Annotated in this window: 24 protein-coding genes and 1 pseudogene; 9 read left to right on the top strand and 16 right to left on the bottom strand. The window is 38.2% G+C overall.

The annotated features are described in order from the left end of the window. Positions 1-208 precede the first annotated feature (208 nt). From F8B77_RS15245 to F8B77_RS15225, 5 genes are all read right to left on the bottom strand, one after another. On the bottom strand, positions 209-919 hold the full coding sequence (locus F8B77_RS15245; protein WP_208846158.1) for a hypothetical protein: 711 nt from the start codon (positions 917-919) through the stop codon (positions 209-211). Next, entirely contained in the window at positions 919-2,070 is a 1,152-nt protein-coding gene (locus F8B77_RS15240; protein ID WP_151656324.1) for a BamA/TamA family outer membrane protein, read from the bottom strand. The genes F8B77_RS15245 and F8B77_RS15240 overlap by 1 nt, the downstream gene beginning before the upstream one ends. A gap of 234 nt (positions 2,071-2,304) precedes the next feature. Beyond that, positions 2,305-2,961 carry a TetR/AcrR family transcriptional regulator gene (locus tag F8B77_RS15235; protein WP_151656322.1) on the bottom strand — a complete coding sequence of 219 codons (657 nt, stop codon included), beginning with the start codon at positions 2,959-2,961 and terminating at the stop codon, positions 2,305-2,307. Positions 2,962-3,076: 115 nt separating this feature from the next. Continuing rightward, entirely contained in the window at positions 3,077-3,424 is a 348-nt protein-coding gene (locus F8B77_RS15230) for a four helix bundle protein (protein WP_151656320.1), read from the bottom strand. 174 nt (positions 3,425-3,598) lie between these two features. Further along, a complete protein-coding gene (locus tag F8B77_RS15225) occupies positions 3,599-5,044 on the bottom strand; it encodes an MBL fold metallo-hydrolase RNA specificity domain-containing protein (RefSeq protein WP_151656318.1) in 1,446 nt (481 codons plus the stop codon). 379 nt (positions 5,045-5,423) lie between these two features. Here F8B77_RS15225 and rfaD point away from each other — a divergent pair, with 379 nt between their 5' ends. From rfaD to F8B77_RS15200, 5 genes are all read left to right on the top strand, one after another. Continuing rightward, positions 5,424-6,365 carry an ADP-glyceromanno-heptose 6-epimerase gene (gene rfaD, locus F8B77_RS15220; RefSeq protein WP_151656316.1) on the top strand — a complete coding sequence of 314 codons (942 nt, stop codon included), beginning with the start codon at positions 5,424-5,426 and terminating at the stop codon, positions 6,363-6,365. Positions 6,366-6,563: 198 nt separating this feature from the next. After that, a complete protein-coding gene (gene waaF / locus F8B77_RS15215; RefSeq protein WP_151656314.1) occupies positions 6,564-7,634 on the top strand; it encodes a lipopolysaccharide heptosyltransferase II in 1,071 nt (356 codons plus the stop codon). Beyond that, on the top strand, positions 7,628-8,899 hold the full coding sequence (gene waaA, locus F8B77_RS15210) for a lipid IV(A) 3-deoxy-D-manno-octulosonic acid transferase (protein ID WP_151656312.1): 1,272 nt from the start codon (positions 7,628-7,630) through the stop codon (positions 8,897-8,899). The genes waaF and waaA overlap by 7 nt, the downstream gene beginning before the upstream one ends. Next, positions 8,892-9,713, top strand: coding sequence for a hypothetical protein (locus tag F8B77_RS15205; protein WP_151656310.1), 822 nt, complete (start codon positions 8,892-8,894; stop codon positions 9,711-9,713). Before waaA ends, F8B77_RS15205 begins: the two co-directional genes overlap by 8 nt. After that, positions 9,703-10,776: a glycosyltransferase gene (locus F8B77_RS15200; RefSeq protein WP_151656308.1), complete on the top strand. Its 1,074-nt coding sequence runs from the start codon at positions 9,703-9,705 to the stop codon at positions 10,774-10,776. Before F8B77_RS15205 ends, F8B77_RS15200 begins: the two co-directional genes overlap by 11 nt. 144 nt (positions 10,777-10,920) lie before the next feature. On the opposite strand, the pseudogene F8B77_RS15195 reads toward F8B77_RS15200, so the two are convergent. From F8B77_RS15195 to F8B77_RS15150, 10 genes and pseudogenes are all read right to left on the bottom strand, one after another. Further along, a pseudogene (locus F8B77_RS15195) lies at positions 10,921-11,925 on the bottom strand (IS630 family transposase). A 128-nt stretch (positions 11,926-12,053) separates the two neighbouring features. Continuing rightward, positions 12,054-12,512: a serine O-acetyltransferase gene (locus F8B77_RS15190; protein WP_167512835.1), complete on the bottom strand. Its 459-nt coding sequence runs from the start codon at positions 12,510-12,512 to the stop codon at positions 12,054-12,056. A 24-nt stretch (positions 12,513-12,536) separates the two neighbouring features. Next, positions 12,537-13,478 (bottom strand): glycosyltransferase, encoded by a 942-nt coding sequence (locus F8B77_RS15185; protein WP_151656304.1) that lies wholly within the window; start codon positions 13,476-13,478, stop codon positions 12,537-12,539. 1 nt (position 13,479) lies between these two features. Beyond that, a complete protein-coding gene (locus tag F8B77_RS15180) occupies positions 13,480-14,586 on the bottom strand; it encodes a DegT/DnrJ/EryC1/StrS family aminotransferase (protein WP_151656302.1) in 1,107 nt (368 codons plus the stop codon). Between the two features lie 5 nt (positions 14,587-14,591). Continuing rightward, the gene (locus F8B77_RS15175; RefSeq protein ID WP_208846156.1) at positions 14,592-15,047 is read right to left on the bottom strand and encodes an acyltransferase; all 456 of its coding nucleotides are present in this window, start codon (positions 15,045-15,047) and stop codon (positions 14,592-14,594) included. Then, complete coding sequence (locus F8B77_RS15170) at positions 15,044-15,442, bottom strand: sugar 3,4-ketoisomerase (protein WP_151656298.1); 399 nt, start codon at positions 15,440-15,442, stop codon at positions 15,044-15,046. The genes F8B77_RS15175 and F8B77_RS15170 overlap by 4 nt, the downstream gene beginning before the upstream one ends. Continuing rightward, positions 15,439-16,311 (bottom strand): glucose-1-phosphate thymidylyltransferase RfbA, encoded by an 873-nt coding sequence (gene rfbA / locus F8B77_RS15165; RefSeq protein ID WP_208846154.1) that lies wholly within the window; start codon positions 16,309-16,311, stop codon positions 15,439-15,441. The genes F8B77_RS15170 and rfbA overlap by 4 nt, the downstream gene beginning before the upstream one ends. Then, positions 16,311-17,402, bottom strand: coding sequence for a dTDP-glucose 4,6-dehydratase (rfbB, locus tag F8B77_RS15160; protein WP_151656296.1), 1,092 nt, complete (start codon positions 17,400-17,402; stop codon positions 16,311-16,313). Before rfbB ends, rfbA begins: the two co-directional genes overlap by 1 nt. A gap of 21 nt (positions 17,403-17,423) precedes the next feature. After that, a complete protein-coding gene (locus F8B77_RS15155; RefSeq protein WP_151656342.1) occupies positions 17,424-19,262 on the bottom strand; it encodes a DUF3413 domain-containing protein in 1,839 nt (612 codons plus the stop codon). Between the two features lie 47 nt (positions 19,263-19,309). Next, a complete protein-coding gene (locus F8B77_RS15150) occupies positions 19,310-20,014 on the bottom strand; it encodes a 3-deoxy-D-manno-octulosonic acid kinase (protein ID WP_151656294.1) in 705 nt (234 codons plus the stop codon). A 417-nt stretch (positions 20,015-20,431) separates the two neighbouring features. Here F8B77_RS15150 and F8B77_RS15145 point away from each other — a divergent pair, with 417 nt between their 5' ends. Genes F8B77_RS15145 through coaD form a run of 4 tightly spaced genes read left to right on the top strand, consistent with a single transcriptional unit; the run spans position 20,432 to position 23,796 of the window. After that, complete coding sequence (locus F8B77_RS15145) at positions 20,432-21,502, top strand: glycosyltransferase family 9 protein (protein ID WP_151656292.1); 1,071 nt, start codon at positions 20,432-20,434, stop codon at positions 21,500-21,502. Continuing rightward, positions 21,502-22,284, top strand: a complete 783-nt coding sequence (locus F8B77_RS15140) for a glycosyltransferase family 2 protein (protein WP_151656290.1) — start codon at positions 21,502-21,504, stop codon at positions 22,282-22,284. The genes F8B77_RS15145 and F8B77_RS15140 overlap by 1 nt, the downstream gene beginning before the upstream one ends. Before the next feature lie 2 nt (positions 22,285-22,286). Further along, positions 22,287-23,315, top strand: a complete 1,029-nt coding sequence (locus tag F8B77_RS15135) for a glycosyltransferase family 4 protein (protein WP_151656288.1) — start codon at positions 22,287-22,289, stop codon at positions 23,313-23,315. Then, complete coding sequence (coaD, locus tag F8B77_RS15130; protein WP_151656286.1) at positions 23,308-23,796, top strand: pantetheine-phosphate adenylyltransferase; 489 nt, start codon at positions 23,308-23,310, stop codon at positions 23,794-23,796. Before F8B77_RS15135 ends, coaD begins: the two co-directional genes overlap by 8 nt. 44 nt (positions 23,797-23,840) lie before the next feature. Here the strand turns inward: coaD and F8B77_RS15125 are convergent, their stop codons facing one another. Continuing rightward, on the bottom strand, positions 23,841-25,820 hold the full coding sequence (locus F8B77_RS15125; protein WP_151656285.1) for an LTA synthase family protein: 1,980 nt from the start codon (positions 25,818-25,820) through the stop codon (positions 23,841-23,843). Positions 25,821-25,827 lie beyond the last annotated feature (7 nt).

Here is a 25,827-nt window from a genome sequence, read left to right as displayed (position 1 = left end):
GGAGCGAAGCGGTCTAGTCTCTCGTTTCTAGTTCCTAATTAACAACCCCCTCTAACTCCCCCTTGTATTGACTGTATCGATCTCATAGCAGTAGCTGATAAAGGGGGAGAACAAGAGCTAAAGCAAGCGCACCCTGCGTCTGCCTTAATCCCGCTCTTATCTTAAGCTCTTATAGAAGCGAAGCGGTCTAGTCTCTCGTTTCTAGTTCCTAGTTTTTACACGTCGACTTATAATCTGCAAGCGTCAAAAGACCTCGAAGAATAAACCCATGATAACGTGCTTCAACAAGTTGATACTCTAACTCTGGCGCAAACAAAAAAGTGACATCCTCTGCGCCTGTTTGCTCTACTGGGATAACCTCTAGCTCTCCCCATTTTTCAAATGTCTTAATTTGCTTTTGGTGCACTTGGTATTGATAAGGCTCAATGCCATCAGAAGCTTGACGATTTAACCGAAACGCTTGTTTACCTTGCAGTAGATTTTGACGAATTTGAATCGATAACGTATCTACATCCCTTAATGGAATATCTTTAGAAATATAGGTCGATTCTTTGCCGTCAATATCTACGTCTGATTGATGTCCACCGTCAGTAAAGGTGACTTTCATATCTCTTGAACGAAACCCGGATACTTTTTGATGAAACTTGTCGGTTATCCATTCATGATCTAAGTCTGACCAAGATACTTCAGCACTTTGTGAATAAGCGGTACCAATGCCTAGAATACTGGCTTTACTGTTTGAAACAATGCTCGCCTTTTTACCTTGCCACGCTTCTACTCGCTTCATTTTTCCGGTGTGGATACCACTTAAATAAATATCGTAACTTGAGGTAATTGTGCACGACGATAATTCATTGGCGGCGGCAGATTGCCCCCCAATACTCATCACTAAAATGAGATAAATAAGACGTAACCGCATTAAAATACTTCGTTTACATTGAGGTAGAAATTGGTTTCATTTTGACCGACACCAATATCCGCACGCAAATTGATGTTGTCTTTAATTCGGAATCGGAAGCCCGTGCCGTAAGATGTCATTAACTCATCACTTAACTCACTCACGCTTGGTGCGACACTGCCAACCGCCCCCCAAAAAACCATGCCATAACGTTGGAAAATTGGCAGTCGGTATTCTGCTTGCCCCATCATCATTTGATCGTCTCGGTATCTGCCTTTAATGTAGCCTCTCATCGCACTTGAACCACCAAGATCGGGCATGACATTCCAAGGGACATCACCTTGAGTGAAGTGGCCTTGAATTTGCCACGCGATTAACCCTGGCAAACCGTTTAAATCGATATAATTGGCAACTTCTAAGTCATACGTTGAAAAAGAATCTGTTTTATCATTATGGTATAAGCCAGCATCAAGCTGAAGTAACCAGCCTTTGGTGGCGTTAAGGCGATAATCTCTAGAGTCATATACGCTAGTGACAATAACCCCCGAGCTAAGGTTATCTGGTAAGTGTTGGTTTGATTGATAAGAGTGACCAGTGGCAACCTGCTCTAAATTTTCGGCTTTGGCGTACGTTAAGTCTGCACCAATACCAATAAAATAGTTATTAGCAACCTCTGTCATCCAACGAGGTTTAAAACTGTATACTTGCTCGTCAAACTCATGATGGTTACTGTCTTGATTTCCTTGTGCTATTCCTTTGCCATAATACACTGCGGCTTCATTATGCAGCTCTAATTCAAGTAATAGCCTCTGTTTTCCTTGATTAAAAAAGCTCATGTTCTCGATTGAGACGCCATAAGATTTGTTCATTGAAACAAAAGAGTTAACCACTAATGAGGAAGGCTGCTCTTCAACGGCTGCATTTTCTGTTTTATATAAACCAACCATCAGCAAACCGACACCAAATTTTTTCTCTGGCGTGTAATAGGCGGTAGGAAGGTAGCTCATATCGATGGCTTTACTGTCATCAAAACCTCCATCGGCACCAAAGACATCTAATAGGTTATCAACCCAAGTTGGTTCCATGTCTTTTGGCGTTTCAAATAAAGGCTCAACTTCTGCGAATGCTGGGCTTGAGGTGAGTAAGAGTGTGCTAAGTATTATGCGTTTCATTTAAGTCATTCTGTTATGAGTTGTGGTGTGGATATACGCTACGCTAACTAGAGACTAGAGACTAGAGACTAGAGACTAGAACGCTTCGCTTCTATAAGGGCAAGAGAAGAAGCTAACTCTAAAGGAGAACAGCCTTTGATCTTCCTGAAACCTGAAACCTGCAACCTGAAACCTGCTTTTTCACTTTTGATCTTATCGTCTCTAGTTAGCGCAGCGTATAGTTTCTAGTGTTCTTTAATTACTTGCAGAAACTCTGCTCTGATAATGCGCTTCCAATTCCAATATCTGCACTCGCCCCTGCTCTGTCGCTATTGGTCTTACGACATTTAGCATTTGTAGCATGCCTTGATAAATACTGTTCTCAGTAATTTCTTTATCAGAAAGCAGTGCCGTTTGGTAATTGATCCAACAAGAAGCAACGATATGCAGCGTTTTAGTCAGGGATTTTAGTTCATCATCTTTAAGGGCTATTAAACCTGAATCACGAAAGCCATTCATGATGGCAATTAAGTTATCATTTAACGCTGCCTGTGCTTTTACGTATTTTAATTTTAAGGCCTCATCTCGGCTTAAAATATCGGGTAAATTGGCGTAAAAGAAGCGGTAGTTCCACATCAATTCAAAAATCGAATCTAAGTAGCTCAGCATGATTTGCACACTAGGCATAGTCGATTGTTCTTCTTTTGCCATCGGCTTAAAACGCACCTTCAACTCTTGGGCGTAATTATCGAAAATACCATTAATGATCTCTTCTTTATTACGAAAGTGGTAATAAAGATTGCCTGGGCTGATCTCAAGGTGTGCAGCGATGTGATTGGTGGTGATATTGCGTTCACCATTTTGGTTGAAGAGGGTTAAGGCACCGTGAATGATCCTATCTTTTGTTTTCATGTTCTTTCCGCGCCAATTAAATTCAAATATTTTAAAATTGTAACTGAAAAAGGTAGATGAAACTAGAAACGATACGCTTCGCTAACTAGAGACTATAAGATCAAAAGCCCACGCTTCACTTTTTTCTCTTATCTTTTTGAATGATTATTCCGATAACTTTTGCTATTTCTCGCGTTTCTTTAACTAAAAGGAGTGCTGGTTCTTTTGGCACACTAGAGGTTTCAATTGCTATCAATAGTTGCGTAAGTAACTCTCCACATGAGCCTTTAGCATAATAGTAAAATCGAATCTTCTCCTTAATCGTTTCTCTTTCTTCACCTTCAGATATGTTTGAAGGCACAGATAGTGATGAACGTAAAATCTGATCTTTTAGGGCAAAATTTCTATTCCCTTCAAATAACTCAATTACATCACAGGCCAATCGAGCAGAACGCTGCCATATCTTCAACTTTTCAAATAACACACTATTACTCCTTTCATATTATGTAAGTAAATAAACCTCATCTATATGCATACCTTCTCTTATAGTCTCTAGTCAGCGCAGCGTATAGTTTCTAGCCCCTCTAGACATCTCTAGTTATGTAAAATACATAGATAAACTATCAGCTATAAACACTCCCGCACTTATAGTCTCTAGCTAGCGCAGCGTATAGTTTCTAGTCTCCAAAACCCTCTCAAACTCCTCGCGTACGTTATCCTCCCCATGCACCACAACAACCTCTTTCCTCCCCTCCTCAATCCCATCCACAAACTTAATCAAATCTGCTTGATCGGCGTGGGCTGAATAACCTGACATGGTATGAATTTGAGCATTAACCTCTATTGGTTGATTATCTATCCACACTCTTGATTTTTGGTTTTGCAGATCTCGACCTAAAGTGCCATGGGCTTGGTAGCCTGCGAGGATGATATCGGTGCGTTTGTCTGGCAGTAAGGCTTCTAAATAGTTCATGACTCGGCCTCCGGCGCACATGCCACTGGCAGCGACAATGATGCAGGGCTCGGCGGTACTTTTTAGACGATTGACGATTTGCATGTGTTCTTTGTGGCTTTCGATAGTGATGCATTGTTCAAAATTAAGAGGATGACGTTGGTTGTTTATTTTGGTCTTCGCTTCTTTACTCCACAGCTTTTTGAAGCGGCGGTATTGTTTGGTGACTTTGTTGGCTAACGGGGAATCTAATATGATTGGAATTTTTGAATCAATGTTGTTGTGATGGATTAAGTGCTCTATATCAAACAATAGCTCTTGGGTTCTGCCAACCGAGAATGCGGGGATGATGATTGCGCCACCATCTTTTAATGAACGCTCGATTATTTCTTGTAAGCGTTTTGCTCTGGTTTCTACGTTGTCGTGGAGTTTGTTACCGTAGGTGCTTTCTATTACTAATAAGTCGGCACGTTTTGGTGAAATAGGATCGGGTAATAGTGGCGTATTTGATGGGCCGAGATCACCTGAGAATACGACGATTTCATTGTTGGGGAGCTTAATTTCGACATAGGCAGAGCCGAGGATATGGCCTGCGGGTTGGAACCTTAAGAGCAGGTTTAGGGGTTCAGAACGCTTCGCTTTCAGGACAGAGCGAGAAGATTTAGAGCAAGAGCGGGAAGAAAGCGCGATTCGGTGCCATTGGTTGTATGGGATGGGTTTTATTTGTTTTCTTATTAATTCTAATACTCTTTCTCTTTGGCCTTTGTTTAGGCCGAGCTGCAGTTTTAAGCCATCATCGAGCATTAATGGGACTAGCTCGGCGGTAGCTGGTGTGCAGTATATGGGTTGCTTGAAGCCTTTTGCTAATAACCACGGTAAACGACCAATGTGATCTATGTGGGTATGGGTAAGAATGAGCGCGTTGAGGTGGGAGATGGGAAATTCGATATCGAGTTTTTTGTCATTGCCATGCTTGTCTTTGGCGTCTTTGCCTTGAAATAATCCGCAGTCGATTAATATACCGTGTTTATTATCTTTGTTATTAATGCGGAGTTCGTGGCAAGAGCCGGTGACGCCGAGTTTTCCGCCGTGGTGTTGGAGGGTGGTTTCGAAGTTGGGGGTTTTGGTTGAGTTTTTTGGGGGTGTAGGCATGATAACTCCATTTTAAATAAACTATACGCTTTGCTAACTATATTCACTGCGTGACTAGAAACTATAAAAGCCAGTAATACTGATTAATCAAATACATCACTAACTCGTATATTCTACCCTTAACTTTTATAGCTCAATTTCAAGTTATCAAGCATTCGATACTTAATCAATCTGCTTCATTCATTGTACTTACAACTTGTTTTTCGGTTCATATCTCATGAATCACTTACAACAATATGATCTTATAGTTTCTAGTTAGCGAAGCGTATAGTCTCTAGTGGTGACCACTCACTAATACCTTGTCGCAAAATTACCGCTGCCTTTTGCTCCTTTCTTTGCTACAATCTCACCAATTATCTTAATAAATCGTGGTATCAAAATGATCATTGTAACTGGCGGCGCTGGCATGATTGGCAGCAACATTGTTAAGGCGTTAAACGACAACGGCATTAACGACATTTTAGTGGTTGATAACCTAAAAGATGGCAAAAAATTCAAGAATTTAGTTGATCTTGATATCACCGATTACATGGATAAAGAAGATTTCATTACGCAAATCATGGCGGGTGATGACTTTGGTACAATTGATGCTATTTTCCACGAAGGTGCGTGCTCTGCTACTACTGAGTGGGATGGCAAATACATCATGATGAACAACTATGAGTACTCTAAAGAAGTGCTTCATTTTTGTATCGAGCGTGAAATTCCATTCTTATATGCATCATCTGCTGCGACTTATGGCGATACTGATACATTTGTTGAAGAGCGTGAGTATGAAGGCGCACTAAATGTATACGGTTACTCTAAACAGCAGTTTGATAACTACGTTCGTCGCCTGTGGGCCGATGCTGAAGCGCACGGTGAAACGGTTTCTCAAATTACCGGTTTCCGTTATTTCAATGTCTATGGTCCTCGTGAGCAACATAAAGGCTCAATGGCTTCGGTTGCTTTCCACTTAAACAACCAAATGAATGCCGGTGAAGATCCTAAACTGTTTGAACGCAGCGATGAGTTTAAGCGTGATTTCGTTTATGTGGGTGATGTGGCTGCAGTTAATCTTTGGTTCTTAGAAAATGGCGTATCGGGTATTTATAACTGTGGTACTGGCCGCGCTGAACCTTTCCGCGCGGTTGCTGATGCGGTAATTAAGCACCACGGTAAAGGTGAAGTTCAAAGCATTCCGTTCCCTGAGCATCTAAAAGGCGCTTACCAAGAATTTACCCAAGCCGATTTAACTAAACTGCGTGCTGCTGGCTGTGATGTTGAGTTTAAGTCAGTTGCTGATGGTGTTGCTGAGTATATGGCGATTGTGAATAAGTAAAAGCTCTGAGAAGTAAAAGCTATACGCTTCGCTAACTAGAGACTAGACCGCTTTGCTTCTATAAGAGCTAGGTTTCAGGTTTCAGGAAGAGCGTAAATCAAGTTCAAGAGCGCAACAATGGCTCTTGAACTTATAGTCTCTAGTCTCTAGTCTCTAGTCTCTAGCAAGATCTTCGCTGATGGATATTATTGGTATTACATGAAAATTTTAATTATTGGCCCATCATGGGTTGGCGATATGGTGATGTCTCAATCACTGTATATCACGCTTAAACAACTACATCCTGATGCTATTATTGATGTGATGGCTCCGGCGTGGTGTAAGCCTATTTTGGATCGTATGCCAGAGGTCAACCAAGCTATTGAAATGCCGCTTGGCCACGGTGATATTGACCTACTGGGTCGCCGCCGTTTAGGTAAGCAACTTAAAGCCAATAATTATACCCATGCTTATATCTGCCCTAACTCAGCTAAATCTGCTTTGATCCCTTGGTTTGCTGATATTCCAAAACGTATCGGTTGGAAAGGCGAAATGCGCTATGGCCTGCTAAACGATTTACGCCCAAACAAAAAATCTTTCCAGTACATGGTCGAGCGCTATGTGGCATTGGCTTATCCAAAATCAGAAATGATTGATTCAAGCTCATTAGGTGGGCTAGATACTTTGCCTCGGCCTCAGCTTACGATTGATACTGATGTTCAACAAACCACCCTGACTAAGTTTTCTTTATCTACTGATAAACCGGTACTTGGTTTATGCCCTGGTGCGGAATTTGGCCCGGCAAAACAGTGGCCTGTTGAGCATTACGCTGCTGTTGCTAATGAAATGATTAACCAAGGCCATCAAGTATGGTTATTTGGCTCTGCTAAAGATAAAGAAACCACTGAAACGATTAAATCTTTGGTTGATTTAGATAACCAAACATCCGTATTTAATCTTGCAGGCGATACCAGTTTAATTGAAGCGGTTGATTTATTAGCGGCTTGTACAACAGTGGTGAGTAATGATTCTGGTTTAATGCACATTGCGGCGGCTGTTGGTTGTCATGTTGTAGGTGTATATGGTTCAACATCACCGAAATACACGCCGCCATTGGCTGAAAAAGTCGATATTGTGAGTACGGATATTGAGTGTCGTCCTTGTTTTAAACGTGAGTGTGAATTTAAGCATTTGAAGTGTCTGACCGATCTTGATCCACAACTAGTGCTGGATAAAATTAGTTCTAAAAGCCACTCGAATGAATCTGTCATTCAGGTTTCTTCATGCTAATTCGTTTAGTTTATACCTTACTATTAACACTTCTCTCTCCTGTTTTATTGTTTGGTTTATACAAGAAAAAACCAAATAAACCTCAGTTTGGTGACCGCTGGAAAGAGCATTTTGGCTTTACACCTGCATTAAAAAAAAGTGACCAGCCACTTTGGATCCATGCCGTTTCCGTTGGGGAAGCCATTGCCGCTACGCCATTAATCAAAGCATTAAAACAGCAGAACCCTGAACAGCTAATCCTAGTAACAACCACAACAAGTACGGGTGCTGAGCAGATTGCTAAACTGGGTGATTTAGTTGAACACCGCTATATGCCAATTGATTTCCCATTTGCTGTGAACGGTTTTTTAAAAACGGTTAACCCAAGTAAATTACTGATTATTGAAACGGAATTGTGGCCAAATATCTTACATGCTGCTGGCAAAGCTAATATTCCTATTTATGTAGTCAATGCTCGTTTATCTGAAAAATCTTGCCAAGGCTACGCCAAAGTTCAACCTATTTTTACCGAGCTAAGTAAGCACTTAACAAAAGTACTGTGCCAAACTCAAGCCGATGCAGATCGCTTTGCGCGTTTAGGTATTAATAAAGAAAAATTATGCGTCACTGGCTCTATCAAGTTTGATATTCAGATCTCTGATGAGATAAAACAGCAAGGCCAAGAGTTACGTCAGCTATTAGGCAATGACCGCCCTATTTGGATTGCAGCCAGTACCCATAAAGGCGAAGATGAGCAAGTTCTTGATGCACATAAAGAGGTGTTAATAACACACCCTAACGCACTGTTAATTTTAGTTCCTCGCCATCCTGAGCGTTTTGATACTGTATTTGAATTAAGTAAAAACTCTGGATTTAAGTGTGTAAGACGCACTTCTAACAAAACGGTTACCGCTCAAACTCAGGTTTACCTTGGTGATACCATGGGTGAAATGCTTGTGCTGATGGGCGCTGCTGATGCCTGCTTTATTGGCGGAAGTCTATTAGGTGATAAAGTGGGTGGGCATAATGTCTTAGAGCCTGCGGCGCTAGGTGTTCCTGTTATTATAGGGCCGAGTTATTTTAATTTTAAAGATATTGTGGAACTTCTTCAAACCGAACAGTTAATTAAAATAATATCAGAAATAAATAAATTAGAAGAGCAAATTATTCAAAGTTTTCGTTCAATAAATAATGAACAAAAAATAAAAATCGAAAAAGTAATCAATTCAAACATTGGAGCTATATCAATAACTTTGTTAGAAGTGAAAGGAAATATAAATGAATGATTTTTTAATGCTAAGATTACGCCGTAAAGCAATAAAAAGGTATATTAAGTTAACAACTCCTAGAAGTGAATGGTTTAAAGCAGATTACTGGCCTGATTTGAAAAAACAGGATGATAACTGGTTCTTTAAAAATATAAAGTTAAATATTCGAAAATTATCGTCAATTAACACAAATAATAAAATAGTTAATATTATTGGTTCAGGCCCTAGTGTTAACGATCTTGATTTAAAAAAACTAAAATCAGGCAAGAATGTTTTCTTAAATGGTGCCGTTAGCTTAGCTTATGAAAATAAACTACCTATTTACGCTCATGTAATAATGGATTCTAATTTTATTTATAATCGTTTTGATTTACTAAAAAAAAATAATTACCGTATTAAATATATTTTAGGGTTAGGTGCAATATGTGCAATAGCAGAACGTGATATAAATATTCTTTTAGATAATGATATTTACCTTTTCTATGTAGACCCACTTACAAACAGCCGCCAATTTTCAAACTCTATAAATGATCATGTCATTGATGGTGGGACCGTGATGTCTATTGCTATTCAAGTATTTTTAAACAGTAACCCTTCGATCGTTTACTTATTAGGATTAGATATATCGAATGCTCACCTCCCTCGGTTTTATGAGCATTATCATAATATGCAAAAAAGTGGGTTACAAAAAGATTTTGAATATAAAATCTTACCTTTTATGAAATCAGCAAGTGCTCAATATCATCAAAACAATGTAGAACTTTACAACTGCTCTCCTGTTTCAAAATTACCTTTTGATATAATTCCATATAGTGATCATTATGAAAAATAATAAAGCGATTTTTATCATTCCTAACTTACAAGGGAATGGAGCAGAGAGATTTGTATTAAGTATATATAATGGTTTAAGTAAACTAAAAGGCGTTGAGTGTCATATTATCTGTTTTGAAGAATGTATTGAATATAATCTACCAGAAGACATTAATTTACATATAGTCTCACCACCTAAAATAAAGGGGTTTAGATCATTTATTAAGAGGAAGTTACAAGCTAAATTTATCGAAAATTATATCATTGCAGAAATTGGAATTCCTGACATTATACTATCTAACTTAACTAGTGCTGATAAGTTAACTAAATATTTCACATTACCTAAGGTTTATCATGTAATACATAGCACAACATCAATCGAACATTTAAAAAGTAGAATCGGTTTTAAACGTTTTCTAGCAAAGAAAAAAATAGAAAGTATCTACTCAAAGCATGATCGTATTTGCGTATCAGAAGGTGCAGCTGAAGATTTAAATAACAACTTCACATTACCTGGCATAAATCATGTTATATATAACCCAGTAAATGTTGAAGAAATAAGAATTCTAAGCCAATCAACCATATCTCAATTTGAAAATATGAAGTACTTTGTTCACATAGGTAAGTTCAATGACGCAAAACGCCACGATAGGCTGATCAAAGCGTATAAATTAGCTAATGTAGATGAACATTTAATACTTCTAGGTAAGGGACCTAAAGAACAACAAGCCCGAAAGTTGGTTAATGAATTAGGCCTTTCCGATAAAGTTATTTTTGCAGGTCATCAACAAAACCCCTACCCAACGCTCACTGCTTCTCAAGGTCTAATTCTCTCATCAGATTACGAAGGCTTACCAACCGTTATACTTGAGGCCCTATCTGTTGGTGTTCCCGTTATTTCTACCGATTGTAATAGCGGGCCTCGTGAAATTTTACCAAAATCATCACTATCTAGGCTTAATCCTAATAGCTTAGCTAAAAAGATTAGTGAGTTATCTAGGGAAACCGAAAAGTTTAAGTGTAAACTAGATGATAAATTTCGAATAGAAACAGTAGTAAAAGAGTACTATAAATTATTAAAATAATTTAATAGTTGACATTATAACTCTAAACTAAATGATTTAAATCACCAATCAGATCTTGAGAGGTGATTTAGTTTAAATTATTTTAAAAATCTAGTAGGGTATTGAACAATCACATTATCAACTCTAGGATCTCTAATTAAGTAGTCACGCAAAAGTTATTGTGAATTTTTCGCCGTAATAATTTAATATGTTTTTGATGTTAACACTGAGGTCTTCAAACGTTTTGAACGCTTCACATGGTAACCATTCATATTTTACTTTCTTCCACAATATCTCAATGATATTGAGCTCTGGAGAGTACGGTGGTAAATAGCAAACGAGCACATCACTCATCAACCACTCCTGTTTTTTTTATTTAAATTTTACTGACCTATGAAAAGAGGCATTATCTAAGATAATAAAGCATGGTTTATCGTTTTTTCGTGCGTTGATAAAGTGCTCAAATACATCAATTACTATATCGGTAGTTACTCTTCCTACCGTTGTTTGAAAACTCAATTTACCTTGTCTACTTAAGAAGCCAAGAACATTGAGCCGTTTGCTGTGTGAATGAGCAGGCCTTAGCGACTGAACACCGATAGGTCCCCAACAATAAGGAATATTAGATTTCTGACTAAAGCCTGACTCATCAAAATAAAAGAGTTCACATTTATCCGTACGTTCCATTTCAATCAATGAATTCAATATATTACTGAAATTATTGAATTTCACATCGTCACGCTTTAACTTTAATGAGTGTCGGGCTCTTTTGTAACTGTAATCACTTTTTTTATATTTCGTTTAATAGTGTCTAAGCTGGATTTTTACCTGTTTCGTCTTCAAGTATTGCTTGTGCTCGTTTAAGTTGATGTGGTTCTTCATCAACCAATGACTTCAAACGATATACTTCTGCTTCTGTGTAAATAGGTTTTCTACCTATACGAACAGCATCATACAATCCGATCATTCCACAGGCTTCCCAATGGTCGTTCCATGACGATATGGTCTCAAATTTAGCGTCTAAAATATCAGTTAACGCTAAAATAGAGTAGCCTTTATCACTGAGAATAATCGCATATGCTCGTATTCTTACTCTATTTTTTGGATGATTAGCAATCGCTTCTTTTAGGGTTATTTTTCATGGTCTGTTAAAGGATTAACTGCTTTCATTATGATATAGACACTGGCGTAAAATACTCATTTTAATACCATATTATCATATGGTAAAGGCGAAAATCGGACTCTCGAAAACTTATTATTAACTACTTAACATCCATCTCTCAACCCAAAGCTCAAGTCTATTCGTATTCCTTTGCTGCTTTAGACAATAATAGATTATATCCAGTTGCTACCATATTCTCAGGAACATCTTTTGTAATTACAGCATTAGCTCCAATAATAGCTCCCTTACCTATAGTGACTTTTCCTAGAATTTTAGCTCCTGCACATAAAATTACATTTTCTTCAATTATTTGCTCACATCCATTATTAAAAGAACCGCCTATAGTTACCCCTTGCAAGATAATTACATTATCTTTAATTATAGCCTTATCTCCAATAACAATTCCTACAGGGTGTGTAAACCTCACCATTGAAGAAATTTGAGATTGTACACTTATGTCAACATTGTACTTATAATATATTTTATTTTTCCACATCTTAGATAGATAGAACATACGATTATTTCGAAACCAATACATTATATCAATATCTATTGGTAATAACTTCTCAGGCGCTCTCTTAGTTAAATATCGCACAACCTTCCTCAAGCTAATCATGTTCTAAACCTTATTTTTAAAATATCTACGTACTTTTTGTCTAAAACTAAAAATTAAAAATGGATTAACTCCTCGTTTGAAGAATTGAATATAACTTTCCTTTTTTGATATAAATTCCCCATGAAAAAGGTCATTTAAAATAAGAACATACCGTTCTCTCTTCATAAAAAGAACTATAAACTTATCATTCCCTACCTCTTTACAATCTAAAATATTAGCTGATAACTCAGTAAGTTCGCGATTAAACATTACCCTCCATGAGTCTATATATTCTTTTCTAGATCTTGTATTTAAGGTACTAATTCCAACATTATATCTATAACTAATTAATGGCTCCATTATTTTGATTGCTCTTCCTTTTAATAAACTTCTTAGAATAAAAATCCGATCTTCACTAATAACATCTTTTGCTATTGGTTTAAAATCATTAAATAACGAAGAATCTATAGCCGCTGTACATCCTGCAGGAATGATCCTTCTGTTTACTATATGTTTAATATTATGCTGAAAGTTTTCTTTTATATCTCTACCTGAAACAAAAGTGGAATCTTCATTTATTTTATCAAACTGAGAAAGAACCAGATTTACATCTTTGTTATTTTTCCATTCATTATATTGCTTATTTAACCTCTCTAGTTTAGATATATCATCCCCAGCTTGAACAACAATCAAAGTTTCATTAAACATATCAGAAAGTTTATTAAGCTGTGAAGATAACCCAACATTAATATCATTTAATACGATTTCAACATTTAACCCATTAGGTTTCTTACTAATTGTTTCATGAATAATGTCAATTGTATTATCTGATGAACAGTCATCAAAAATATAAAGCACTTTAGGCCAAATCGTTTGATTGTATATTGAAGTAATAGATTCCTCAATATATCCTTCTTGATTATATGTAAAGATAGCGACTACAAGGTCATTGAATATTTTTTTCATCTTATTTAACCTTATAATTATTAATAACTTCAATTGCTACCTTAATATCATTAAAAGAAATTAATGAACTAATAGGCAAACTCAGCACTTCTTCATGCAACTCTTCACTAACAACAAAGCTTTCATCATTCCACTCAGAATAAGCTTCTTGCTTGTGCGGAGGCGTAGGATAATGAATCAATGTCTGAACACCATTATCGCTCAAATACTGTTGCAACTCTTGACGATATTTAGTCTTAATAACAAATAAATGCCAAACATGGCCTTCTACAGTAGTCACTTCAGGCAATTCGATTAAAGGGTTTTTAATACCGTCTAAATATTGTTTTGCTACCGCTTGTCTTGCTTTTGTTTCACGATCTAAATGCTTTAACTTAACACGTAACATCGCTGCTTGAATTTCATCTAAACGGCTATTCACGCCTTTATATTTATTCTTGTATTTTTCATGTGAGCCATAGTTACGTAAAGCACTAAGAGCCTCTAACAATTCTTCATCATTAGTCGTAACTGCACCTGCATCACCTAATGCACCTAGGTTTTTTCCTGGATAGAAACTGAATGCACCCGCATCACCCCAAGTTCCTGCTTTTTTTCCATCAATCATTGCGCCATGTGATTGAGCGCAATCTTCTAATACCAATAAATCATGCTTCTTAGCTAGTTGCATAATTTCTTTCATTGGTGAGATTTGACCATACAAATGCACTGGTAAAATCACTTTTGTTTTTTCTGTTATAGCTGATTCAATTCCGTCAGCCGTTAGGTTGAAGGTATTTATATCTGGCTCAACAAGCACGGGCGTTAAGTTATTTTCTGAAATAGCTAGGATTGAGGCAATGTAAGTATTTGAAGGGACGATAACTTCATCACCATCGTTTAGCTTACCAAGCTCTTTCCATGCTCTCAGTGTTAATATTAAAGCATCTAAACCATTAGCAACCCCAACACAATATGTTGAGCCACAATACTCAGCAAATTCTTGCTCAAATGCTTTCAGTTCATTACCCATAATGTACCAACCAGAATCAATGACTCGTGAACAAGCCTCTTTTAACTCTTGGTGATATTGACGGTTTATTTCTTTTAAATCTAAAAATGGGATCATTTCATTTACTCTATATAACGAATAATTTTAGCCGGATTACCTACAACAACAGCATTGTTAGGGACATCTTTTGTGACAACAGAACCTGCGCCTATCATTGCATTTTCACCAATAACAATTGAGGGCAAAATCGTCGCATTAGCTCCGATTGAAGCTCCTTTTTTTATAATTGTTTTTGGAAATGTTTCCGGATATTGTTTTGACCGGGGATATTTATCGTTTGCAAAAGTAACGCATGGCCCTACAAATACATTATCTTCAATATGAATTCCATCCCAAAGATAAACACCTGACTTTATAGTGACATTATTACCAAGAAAAACATCATTCTCAATTAGGCTGTGAGCGCAAATATTACAATTACTACCAATAACAGCACCTTCCAAAATTACAGAAAATTGCCACACCTTAGTATCTAAACCTATCTTAATACTTTGTACATCCGCTAATTTATGAATCATAATACAGCCTTTTTAAACTCATCATAGTCACGAATATAATCCGCTTCATCATAGTAATCACTAGCTAAAACGACCAAAACACAATCTTCTGAAAAACCATGCATTTCACGCCATTTGTTATTATCAATGTACAAACCAACACTTGGAGAATCTAACACAATTGATTCTCTGCATTTTCCATTATCTAAAATAAAACGACAACTTCCTTTTACACAAATAGCAATTTGTTGAAGATTTTTATGAGCATGAAAACCACGAGCGACACCTTGCTCTGTACCAAAAATGTAATAAACACGTTTGATATCAAAAGGAATATTTTTGTTTTCTTCAAGTGAGATCAAACTACCACGATCATCACCTAATAAATCAAACTCAATTGTCTTTATTAAACTCATTGTTCACCTTCGCACAAATCCAATAAATATTGACCATAGCTATTTTTCTTAAGTGACTGCGCTAAAGAAATAACTTCTTTTTTAGTTAACCAGCCATTGTTCAATGCTATTTCTTCTAAACAAGCTATTTTGTATCCTTGACGATTTTCTATCGTCGCAACAAATTGACCTGCTTCTAATAAGCTTTCATAAGTACCTGTATCTAACCACGCAAAACCTCGACCTAACAACTCAACATTTAATTGATTTTTTTCAAGGTACGCCTGATTAATACTGGTTATTTCTAACTCACCACGCTCAGAAGGTTCAATCGATTTTGCAATCTCTGCAACTTGGTTATCATAAAAATACAAACCAGTAACGGCATAGTTTGATTTTGGTTTTAATGGTTTTTCTTCTATTGATAATGCTTTCATTTTATCATCAAAATCAACTACGCCAAAACGCTCGGGATCTTTAACTTTATAACCAAATACTGTAGCGCCAGACTCTCTTTTAGATGCATCAATCAACATAGGAGAGAAGCCTTGACCATAAAAAATATTATCACCAAGCACTAAACAAACAGAGTCTTCACCAATAAACTCTTCACCGATAATAAAAGCTTGTGCTAATCCATCAGGACTAGGCTGAATAGCGTATTCAATTTCTACACCAAATTGACTTCCATTGCCTAATAAACGTTTAAAACTCTCATTATCTTCAGGGGTTGTGATAATTAATATTTCACGAATACCTGATAGCATTAAAACAGACAGTGGATAATAAATCATTGGCTTATCATAAACAGGTAATAATTGCTTAGATACGCCCATGGTTATTGGATAAAGGCGAGTTCCGGAACCACCTGCAAGAATAATTCCTTTCATTATTTGTCTTCCTTGTTTACTGCCGGTTCACTTGATACGCCTAAGCGTTCGCCCGCATAAGACCCATCAAGAACGCGAGACCACCATTGTTTATTATCTAAATACCATTGAACGGTTTTGCGGATCCCTGACTCAAAACTCTCTTCTGGTTTCCAACCTAATTCACGCTCAATTTTTGAAGCATCAATAGCATAACGAACATCATGACCAGGGCGATCGGTGACATAAGTAATTAGATCAAGGTATTGGGTAACACCTTTTGGCTTATTTGGTATTAACTCTTCGAGTAATGAACAGATGGTTTTAACTACTTCAATATTCGCTTTTTCGTTATGACCGCCAATATTGTAAGTTTCCCCTACCTCACCCTCAGTAACAACTTTATACAAAGCACGCGCATGGTCTTCAACAAATAGCCAATCACGAATTTGCATTCCATTGCCATAAACAGGTAAAGACTTACCTTCTAAGGCATTTAAAATCATTAATGGGATCAGCTTTTCAGGGAAATGATATGGTCCATAGTTATTTGAACAATTAGTAATAACTGTTGGTAGGCCATAAGTACGTTGCCATGCACGAACTAAATGGTCTGAAGAAGCTTTAGATGCGGAATAAGGGCTTGATGGCTCATAAGAGGTTGTTTCGGTAAACAAGTCATCTGTACCTTCTAAATCACCATACACTTCATCCGTTGAAATATGGTGGAAACGAAAGGCTTGTTTTTTACCATCAGCTAACGAATTCCAATAGGCACGCGTTGCTTCAAGCAAGGTATAAGTACCAACAATATTAGTTTCAATGAACGCAGCAGGACCATCTATTGAGCGATCTACATGTGACTCCGCAGCTAGGTGCATGACTGCATCAGGTTGATATTCAGAAAAAATACGGTCAAGCTCAGTACGGTTACAGATATCAACGTGTTCAAATGAATAGCGATCTGATGCTTCAACCTGACTCAAAGACTCTAGATTTCCTGCGTAGGTAAGAGAATCAACATTGATGACAGAGTTTGATGTATTGCTGATAATGTGGCGAATAACTGCTGAGCCAATAAAACCTGCGCCGCCGGTGACTAAAATATTCATATTTATCCTTTAATCTAAAATCTACTTACTAAATCGACTAATCTGCTCTAACGCTTCTTGAAGATGCTGAAAGTTTAATTCAGCATTTTTCATTGGGCGGTTAGTCTTATCTAACAATTGATATTGTCCTGTTGCACCAACTTCTAAAATCGACTCTTTATCTATAATAGCGTAGCCACTGTAGTTAGAAGACATAATCCAATTACGATCAACATGCTTACCTAGTAAATCTTCACCCACAGAGTAATCTTTAATATTGTTCGTTATTCCTAAATAGTTCTTCATCAAGGTTGGAACCACATCTTGGTGGCTAGTTAAGTCATCTGCCGTCCAATCTAACGCTTTACCATTTATCTTTGGCCCAAATATAGCAAACGGAACCTTCACCTGAGCGTCAGTAAAGTTACTATTATGACCCCAGAAATTCATGCGGTTATCATTCATTTCTTGACCGTGATCACCCGTAATAATTACTAACGTATTTTCTAGATCACCAGTTTCTTTCAGTTTATCCAATACTTGTTTTGCTACGCTATCAACAAAGCTAACGCTGGTTTTATAGCGATTAAAGAACAAGGTTGGATCACTGTCATTATTCAACTCTAAATAATTAATCTCATCTAGCATTGGCTCATAACGATGTGCATAATTTTTAGGGAAATCATACCCATGCGGTGCATCATAGAATAGGAATGAGAATGCAGGTTTAGAGGTATCACGCTTGCTGTACCACTCTAACCAATCTTTGGTTAAGTCTTTATCTAACGCTGATGGTGAGTTGCCTTCTGATTTTATACGTAAGTTGGGGATATTTTTAAATACCGTTTGATTAAACTCTGGTTTCTCAAGTTGAGCGGCGGTAAAAATACCCATTTCATAATTAAGCTCTTGCAGGCGGTCAATCAACACGGGTGATTTTTGATTAGCTAAGAAGCCATGCCAGTACGTACCTGGAATACCATAAAATAAACCAAAAATACCCGTACGCGTGGCATTACCCGTTGCGATGTGATTATTAAATATTACTCCCTCTTGTGCGTACTCCCACATATTTGGGGTATTTTCAGCATTAAAGGTGTCTGCTCGCCATGAATCTACCGCTAAAATCATGATATTAAGTGGTTTTTCAACCGCTTCTTTTTGCAGTGGTACAAGTGGATAATTTAAGTCACTCTTACGATTTATCTTCATTGCTTTTTGTTGAGCAATCGCCTCTTCATTTACCCATCCGTATTTTTTCATCATGCTTGTTGATGTTGCAGGATAAAAAACAGGTAAGTAACGCTTCACTGTCGTCACTGGCTGGTAGGCATTCGCTGCAGCCCAAATATGAATACCGTGTGTAGCGAGTAATGCCAAAAAAGTGATAATTGCAAATTTACGACCTAATTTATGCTGAGTTACTGCTGCTGGCTTTTCTAACCAAGAGATCAATAAATATTGACCAACAACCAGAGCTATCACTCCACTAATAACCGTTATCCATGTAATTAACGGGAAGCTCACCACTTGACCCGATAGGACTAACTCTAATACGACTGCATTAATGTGGAATCGATATTGGGCAAAAACTAAGGTATCAATAAATAATGTTGCAATACCAAGTGAAGCAATAATCGCTTGTAGTACATGCCTAATTTTATTGTTTGGAATAAGAAGTGTTGGAAGTGCGACCAAACCTATTAACCCAGCCAGCAATACCATTTGACTAAAGGTGCCTGCGGTAATGAAACTAAAACCCAGTATGTCCGTTGGGATCTCTGGCAGGAAAGCAAAATAACGAGTAGCAATGGCCATCGCAATAAGACTGTTGATTAAAATAAACCAACCGTGGCTATGAAGCTTTTGTTTAAATGTCAATGTATTCAAAATAATGAATCCAGCTGTAATGGGTGAATAAAAATGGGTTAAATTGAGCTGTAGCCCGAAATTAAGTGTTGCCACTCATCTTCCGACCATTTTATCTGTCTTTTGTTTACTTCTTTATGAAAAGAGCGACTCAAACGAGATAAGTTACTTTCTTTCCAATCGCTACCATCTTGTTGGTAGCATTTATCAAAATCGATTATCCAAACGTTATCTAAATCATCAATCAAAATATTATGAATATTTAAGTCGGTATGATTTACTTGTGCGGCATGCATCTTACCAATCTCAGTCCCTATTTTTTGATATATTTCTTTAGAGAGTGATTCTTCTTGTAAAATAGCCACTAAATCTCGTGCATTTGGAATCTTTTCGCTCAATAAATCCGCTTGGTAACAAAAGATGCGTTTTACGGTTCTTGCTGCTATTGGTTTTGGTACGTTAACGCCTGCTTCGATTAATGTATTCAATAATTGAAATTCTTGGTAGCTACGTGTGCTTTCCCAACCAGTAAAAATGTAGTGATCTTTGATTAGCTTTCCAAACAAGCCACCACGACGATAGTGGCGCAATGCTGCATCCATCTTATCTAATGCAATAAACCACGTGGTTCCGCGCCCTTGGGCTGACCCGATGATTTTATTTTGTTGTTGCCAATACTCGGGTTCACAACATTGTTCTGGTGGGTCATTAAGGACTGAGTCGTCGTACCAAATGGTTTGATTTGTTGTTTGGATTTTTTGCATGTTACAGGTACTCCAATATTAAACATTAGAGACTATACGCTGCGCTAACTAGATCGCTTCGCTTCTAGAAACTATAAGAGCAAAAGCTAAATGCCTCTAAACTCTGCAAGCACAGCGATCTTAATTCTGTTCTTATAGTCTCTAGTTAGCGCAGCGTATAGTTTCTAGCTAGCAACCCCTCCCAGCCTCCCCTTATATCAACATTTATAGCCAAGCGACTATATCGATAAAGGGGAGGAGCTAAAAACAAGCTCCTCTGAACTCTGCAAGCGTAGCGACCTGAACCCTGCTCTTATAGTCTCTAGTTAGCGCAGCGTATAGTCTCTCGTCTCTCGTCTCTTTCTCGCTCTTTGCCATTTTACATTTATGAGCGTTAATAGCATAATTCTACCTCATTCTTTCTGGGTAAACATCTCTATGGCTTTATTCACTTCTGCCCCTGACTCACTCTGTATATTACGCTTATCTGCTATTGGTGATGTGTGCCATGCTATTGCTGCAGTTCAAGCAATTCAAAAAGAGTGGCCGACAACCAAAATCACTTGGATTGTGGGAAAAATAGAAGCGCAATTAATTCATGATTTACCTGGTATTACGGTGATCCCGTTTGATAAAAAAATGGGATTAAAAGGGATGAAAGCAATATGGTCACAACTGAATAACCAACGTTTTGATGCGTTAGTTCATATGCAGCTTGCGCTACGTGCTAGTGTGTTAACGCTTGGTATAAAAGCTAAATATAAAGTCGGTTTTAATCGCAAGCGCGCGAAAGAAGGCCAATGGCTTTTTACCAATCGCAAAATTGAAGATACGGCCTCAGCACATGTTCTAGATAGCTTCTACTCTTTTGTTGAATATCTTGGTGTGCCTAAAAGTGAACCAACATGGAATATCCCTTTATCTGAAGCGGATATGGCGTTTGTTGATGAGCATATCCCAACGGAAACACCGTATGTGGTGATCTCCCCTGCGGCAAGTAAGGATGAGCGTAACTGGCTAACCGAACGCTACGCTCACTTGGCTGGTTGGCTACATGAGCAAGGTTATCATGTGGTGCTATGTGGCTCGCCAAGCGATCGTGAACGTCTATTGGGAGAGAGCATTGCGTCACTCTCTCAAACTGCTCTTATTAATTTGATTGGTAAAACGTCATTAAAACAATTAACCGCTGTATTAAATAAAGCGGCGGTGGTTATCGCCCCTGATTCAGGGCCCGCACACATCGCGACGACGCAAGGCACCCCTGTGATTGGGTTATATGGTCACAGCAACCCTAAACGTACGGGCCCATACAACAGCTTACCTTATGTGGTGAGTGTGTATGAACAACATGTTACCCAACAACAAAATAAACCCATTGAAGAGTTAAAATGGAGTACGCGTGTTAAAGGCGATCATATTATGCAAGATATTACTCTTGATATGATTACTAACTCATTTCAGCAACTAGCAAGTACTTTCAATAGTACTGAAAAAGGGAATAAATAATGACAACATCATCTCCAACCTTAGCGGTTGCGCTTATTGTTAAAAATGAAGCAAAACATTTAAAAGCCTGTCTTGATACCGTTGCAGGGTGGGTTGATGAAATTGTGATAATGGACTCAGGTAGTACTGATTCGACTGAAACCATTGCTCGTGAATTTACTGATAAATTTTTCATAAATAAAGAGTGGCCAGGGTTTGGTAAACAGCGTCAATTAGCACAACAGCACGTGACTACCGATTATGTATTATGGCTTGATGCCGATGAGAGAGTCACTCCAGAGTTAAAAATTGAAATTTTAGCTGCCGTGAAAGCAAACAAAGCAAACACCGCCTATAAAATAAACCGCTCAAGCTCTGCATTTGGAAAATTTATTAAGCACTCTGGTTGGTCTCCTGATTGGGTTGTTCGTTTATATAAAACCAATGAAACACAATATAGCGACTCTCTTGTACATGAAAGTGTCGTTATTCCAAACCACATTCAAATCAACGCTTTAACTGGCCGTTTATTGCATTTCACATACGATGCCTTGCAGCAATATAATGCAAAAAATGTCATGTATATAAAATCTTGGGTCGACCAACGCGAAGGAAAAAAGAAAGGCTCACTCAGTGGTGCTTTTCTTCATGGCTTCTTTTGCTTTATCCGTATGTATATTTTAAAGCGTGGTTTTTTGGATGGCAGACATGGCCTATTACTTGCCACATTAAGCGCAAGTGTGACATTTAATCGTTATGCTGATCTCTGGCTGCGAGATTACAATAAATCAAACAAGGAATAATGATGAAAATTTATCACGTTAACCTTGCTCGTGGTTTTAGTGGCGGAGAACAACAAACCCTTGCACTCATCCAACAACATCTAAAAGAGAAGCAAAATATCGCAGTCATTGCTTTAACTAACAGCCCTTTTTATGATGCGGTATCTGATTTAGGTTGTGAAGTCATTACGATTCGACATTATCTACTAGGCCACACGATTTCTCTTCCAAAAGACGCGGTTTTGCATGTTCATGAGGGACATGCTATCTATTGGGCGGCACTTCAACATAAAGTCAGTCAAACGCCTTATATAATTACTCGACGTTTAGACAACCCTATTAAGAAAAAATGGCTCACTACTTTTGCGTATTCAAATGCAGCGGCCATTGTTGGGATCAGCACTTGTGTTTCTGAGGTAGTGCGACAACGCCTTCCGCAACAACATATTGTGACGATTCCTGATTCACCGGTTACTTATCCGATCAATCACTCTGAAGTCGCCAATATTAGGGCGCGATTTAAGGGTAAATTTTTGGTGATACAAGCCGGTAATATGATCCCTCATAAAGGGTTTGATGTCACCGTTAACGCCGCAATGCGACTGAAAGATCCTCGTGTTCATATCTGTTTATTGGGGGATGGGAAACAACGCGGTGAACTCGAAAAGCAAGCTTCTGAATTAACTAATATTTCGTTTATGGGTCGCCAACATAATATGGGTGACTGGTTTGCTGCTGCAGATTTGTTGATCCACCCTTCTTATACTGAAGGGCTCGGGTCTGTGATTTTAGAAGGCATGAGTACAGGGCTTCCTGCTATAGGTTCGCGTGCAGGAGGGATCCCTGACATTATCGAACATGAAAAATCAGGGCTACTTATCGAGCCGGGTAATTCTGTAGAACTGGCCGAAAACATTGAAAAAATAGCTAATAATGCCACGCTAAAAGAGCACTTAATTGAAGGTGGGTGTGAAAAATTAACCGCCTTTATGATTGAGCATACTGCGGCTCTGTATTTCAAGGTTTACCAACGAGCTTTACAACATGACTAGATTAACGCTTTATCCTGGCACTTTTGATCCAATCACTAATGGACATTTAGATTTAATTAAACGCTCTGCGGCCATGTTTGAACACATTATTGTGGCGGTGGCGGCCAGTCCGAGTAAAAAGACTTTATTTACGCTCGATGAGCGCGTTCAATTGGTGCAAGACGTGACTCAGGATCTGCCAAACGTTTCTGTTGAGGGTTTCTCTGGACTAATGGTGGATTTTGCAAAAGAAAAAGAGGCGAACTTACTGGTTCGAGGCTTAAGAACCACCATGGATTTTGAGTACGAATTTGGCTTAACCAGTATGTATCGTAAGCTAATGCCGGAGTTAGAGAGTGTATTTCTTACGCCTTCTGAAGAGTATGCTTTTCTCTCTTCGACCATTGTTCGCGAAGTGGCATTACATGGGGGAAGTGTGGAAGCCTTTGTTCCTTCTGTGGTAAATCAAGCATTAATACATAAAGTAAAGTCACCAGTTTAATACCAATAAAAAGGCCACTCAAAATAAGTGGCCTATGATTACAATTAATGAGCGCCTTTTACTTGACTATTGATGTATAAGGTTTGCAATGTGTGGTAATCATTACCTAAAAGCTTACCGTTATTTGGAATCGATTCAGGGGTTATCGCCACCTCTGATGCCCATGGATATAATCGATCTGGCTGGTTATTTATATATATCCCCTGCTCTATCAACGTCATTTCTGGGTTATAACCAAATCGGTTTGTGTCTGTTGTGCTCAACATATTCTCTCCACCTAAGCTGTAATACGTCGCTTCTGACAAGCTGAATGCATACAAGGTTGGGAAGATATCTTTGTGTGACCCTACGCGTTTTTCATCATAAAGATATGGCACTTGCTGTTGTATTTTTTCAGGCACATACAGATAAAATGGCACAGCATGAATAATAGGAAGATCATTAGGATAAGCCATAGTAAACCCTCTTAAACGATGATCACCTGTTGCCGCTATTAATGTTGAGTCTCCTAGTGGTGACTGTTTTATATCCATAATAAATTCACCGAGTGCGTTATTGGCGTATTGATACGTTTCCAACAATCGCATCGCTTCCTCTTCGCCTTTTTGCATACGTCCTAATAATTGCTCACTCACTTTTAGTGGCTTTACGTCATAATTTTTTGGCACTTCATAAGGCGTGTGATTGGTTATCGTTAAGATGTAAATCATCAGCGGTTGCGTGGCTTCATTGAGCTCTTTTTCGGCTAGTTTGAAGGCATATTCATCTGAAAGCCCCCACTCACCACGAAACGCTTCCGCTTCAGGAAAGGCTTTTAATATGGCATTTTCATCTAAGATCTCATCAAAACCTTGTGCAGGTAAGTAGTTTGCTACATTACGCCACATACCATTGGTTGCGGTTATAAAAATCGTTTTATATCCTGCGGCTTTATAAGGACGCGCGGCCGCTGCAGCTACCTCTACTTTTTGAGCTGAAGAGTGACTGATAGTAGGAACATTACTTTGCCCTAGCATATTAACTAATGAGTTGATCGTTGCCGAAGTTTCAGCTAAAAATCGCTTAAAGACAAAGTCCGATTCAAATGCAGGTCGTAATTCACCTAATAAATCATTCTCAGGGTAATTATCTTCAACCAACACATTGGTGCCCATGCCTTCCATTAATGCCATCACGACATGAGGCTTATTATTGGCTAAATAGGCATTTTTAGGCGTGATAAATTGACCATCAGCATTGCCTACCACTTTATTAAATTGCGCCTCTAGTTCAGATTGGCTGACTGAGTGAAATTGACTCTGTTTTTTATAATCACTTTTTGCCCATTCTAACGCAATAATGCCATTTGGAGTGATGCTGTTCAGCACTTTATAATCGGAGACTTGTGCGTGATAACGTTTTAATGGATGAGAGCCTAAGGTACCTCTAGCAAAGAAAAAGATCGTCAATATCATTACGATAATAGACACCGTTGTCATGCCTTTATGCTGTGGTTTCCATGCCCATTCCTGCATTTTTTTCACCGCTGTACGTACTAATATGGCGAAAACAAACGCCACAACGACACTGCTAATAAACGAGGTAAAAATAGGGTAATCGGCCCATGCGTTGGCTAGTACGGCTTGAGTATCATCATCCGCTAATCCAAATACAAAGACATCAATATAGTTTCCGTAAGTCAGGTAATAATAGTAATTACCAATAGAAAAACTGGTGACAATAAAAAAGATAAGCCCTGCGTACCATGGGATCACTGTTGAAAAGGTACGATAAAGGCGAGGAAATGCGGCAACAGCTAAACCAATTAAGAACAGCGGAGCAAAACCGATTGCTGCAATTTTTAAATCAAAGCGTAAACCGGTAAATAAAGCACGCCATAGATCGCCCCCTCGGTGTACTAATTCTGTCATGTCGCCAATATTAGCAAGGAAGACTAATCGACCTACAGACATTATGACTGTGGCAATAAAAACAGATAACCAAATGGCTCGACTGAGTTGTTTGAAATTTTGCTGGAAGTTCATAATTTCT

The organism is Aliivibrio finisterrensis (genome assembly GCF_008933155.1).
Taxonomy (GTDB): Bacteria; Pseudomonadota; Gammaproteobacteria; order Enterobacterales; family Vibrionaceae; genus Aliivibrio; species Aliivibrio finisterrensis.
The sequence above is the reverse complement of the archived record's forward strand: the minus strand, read 5'-3'. Positions and strand labels throughout refer to the sequence as shown.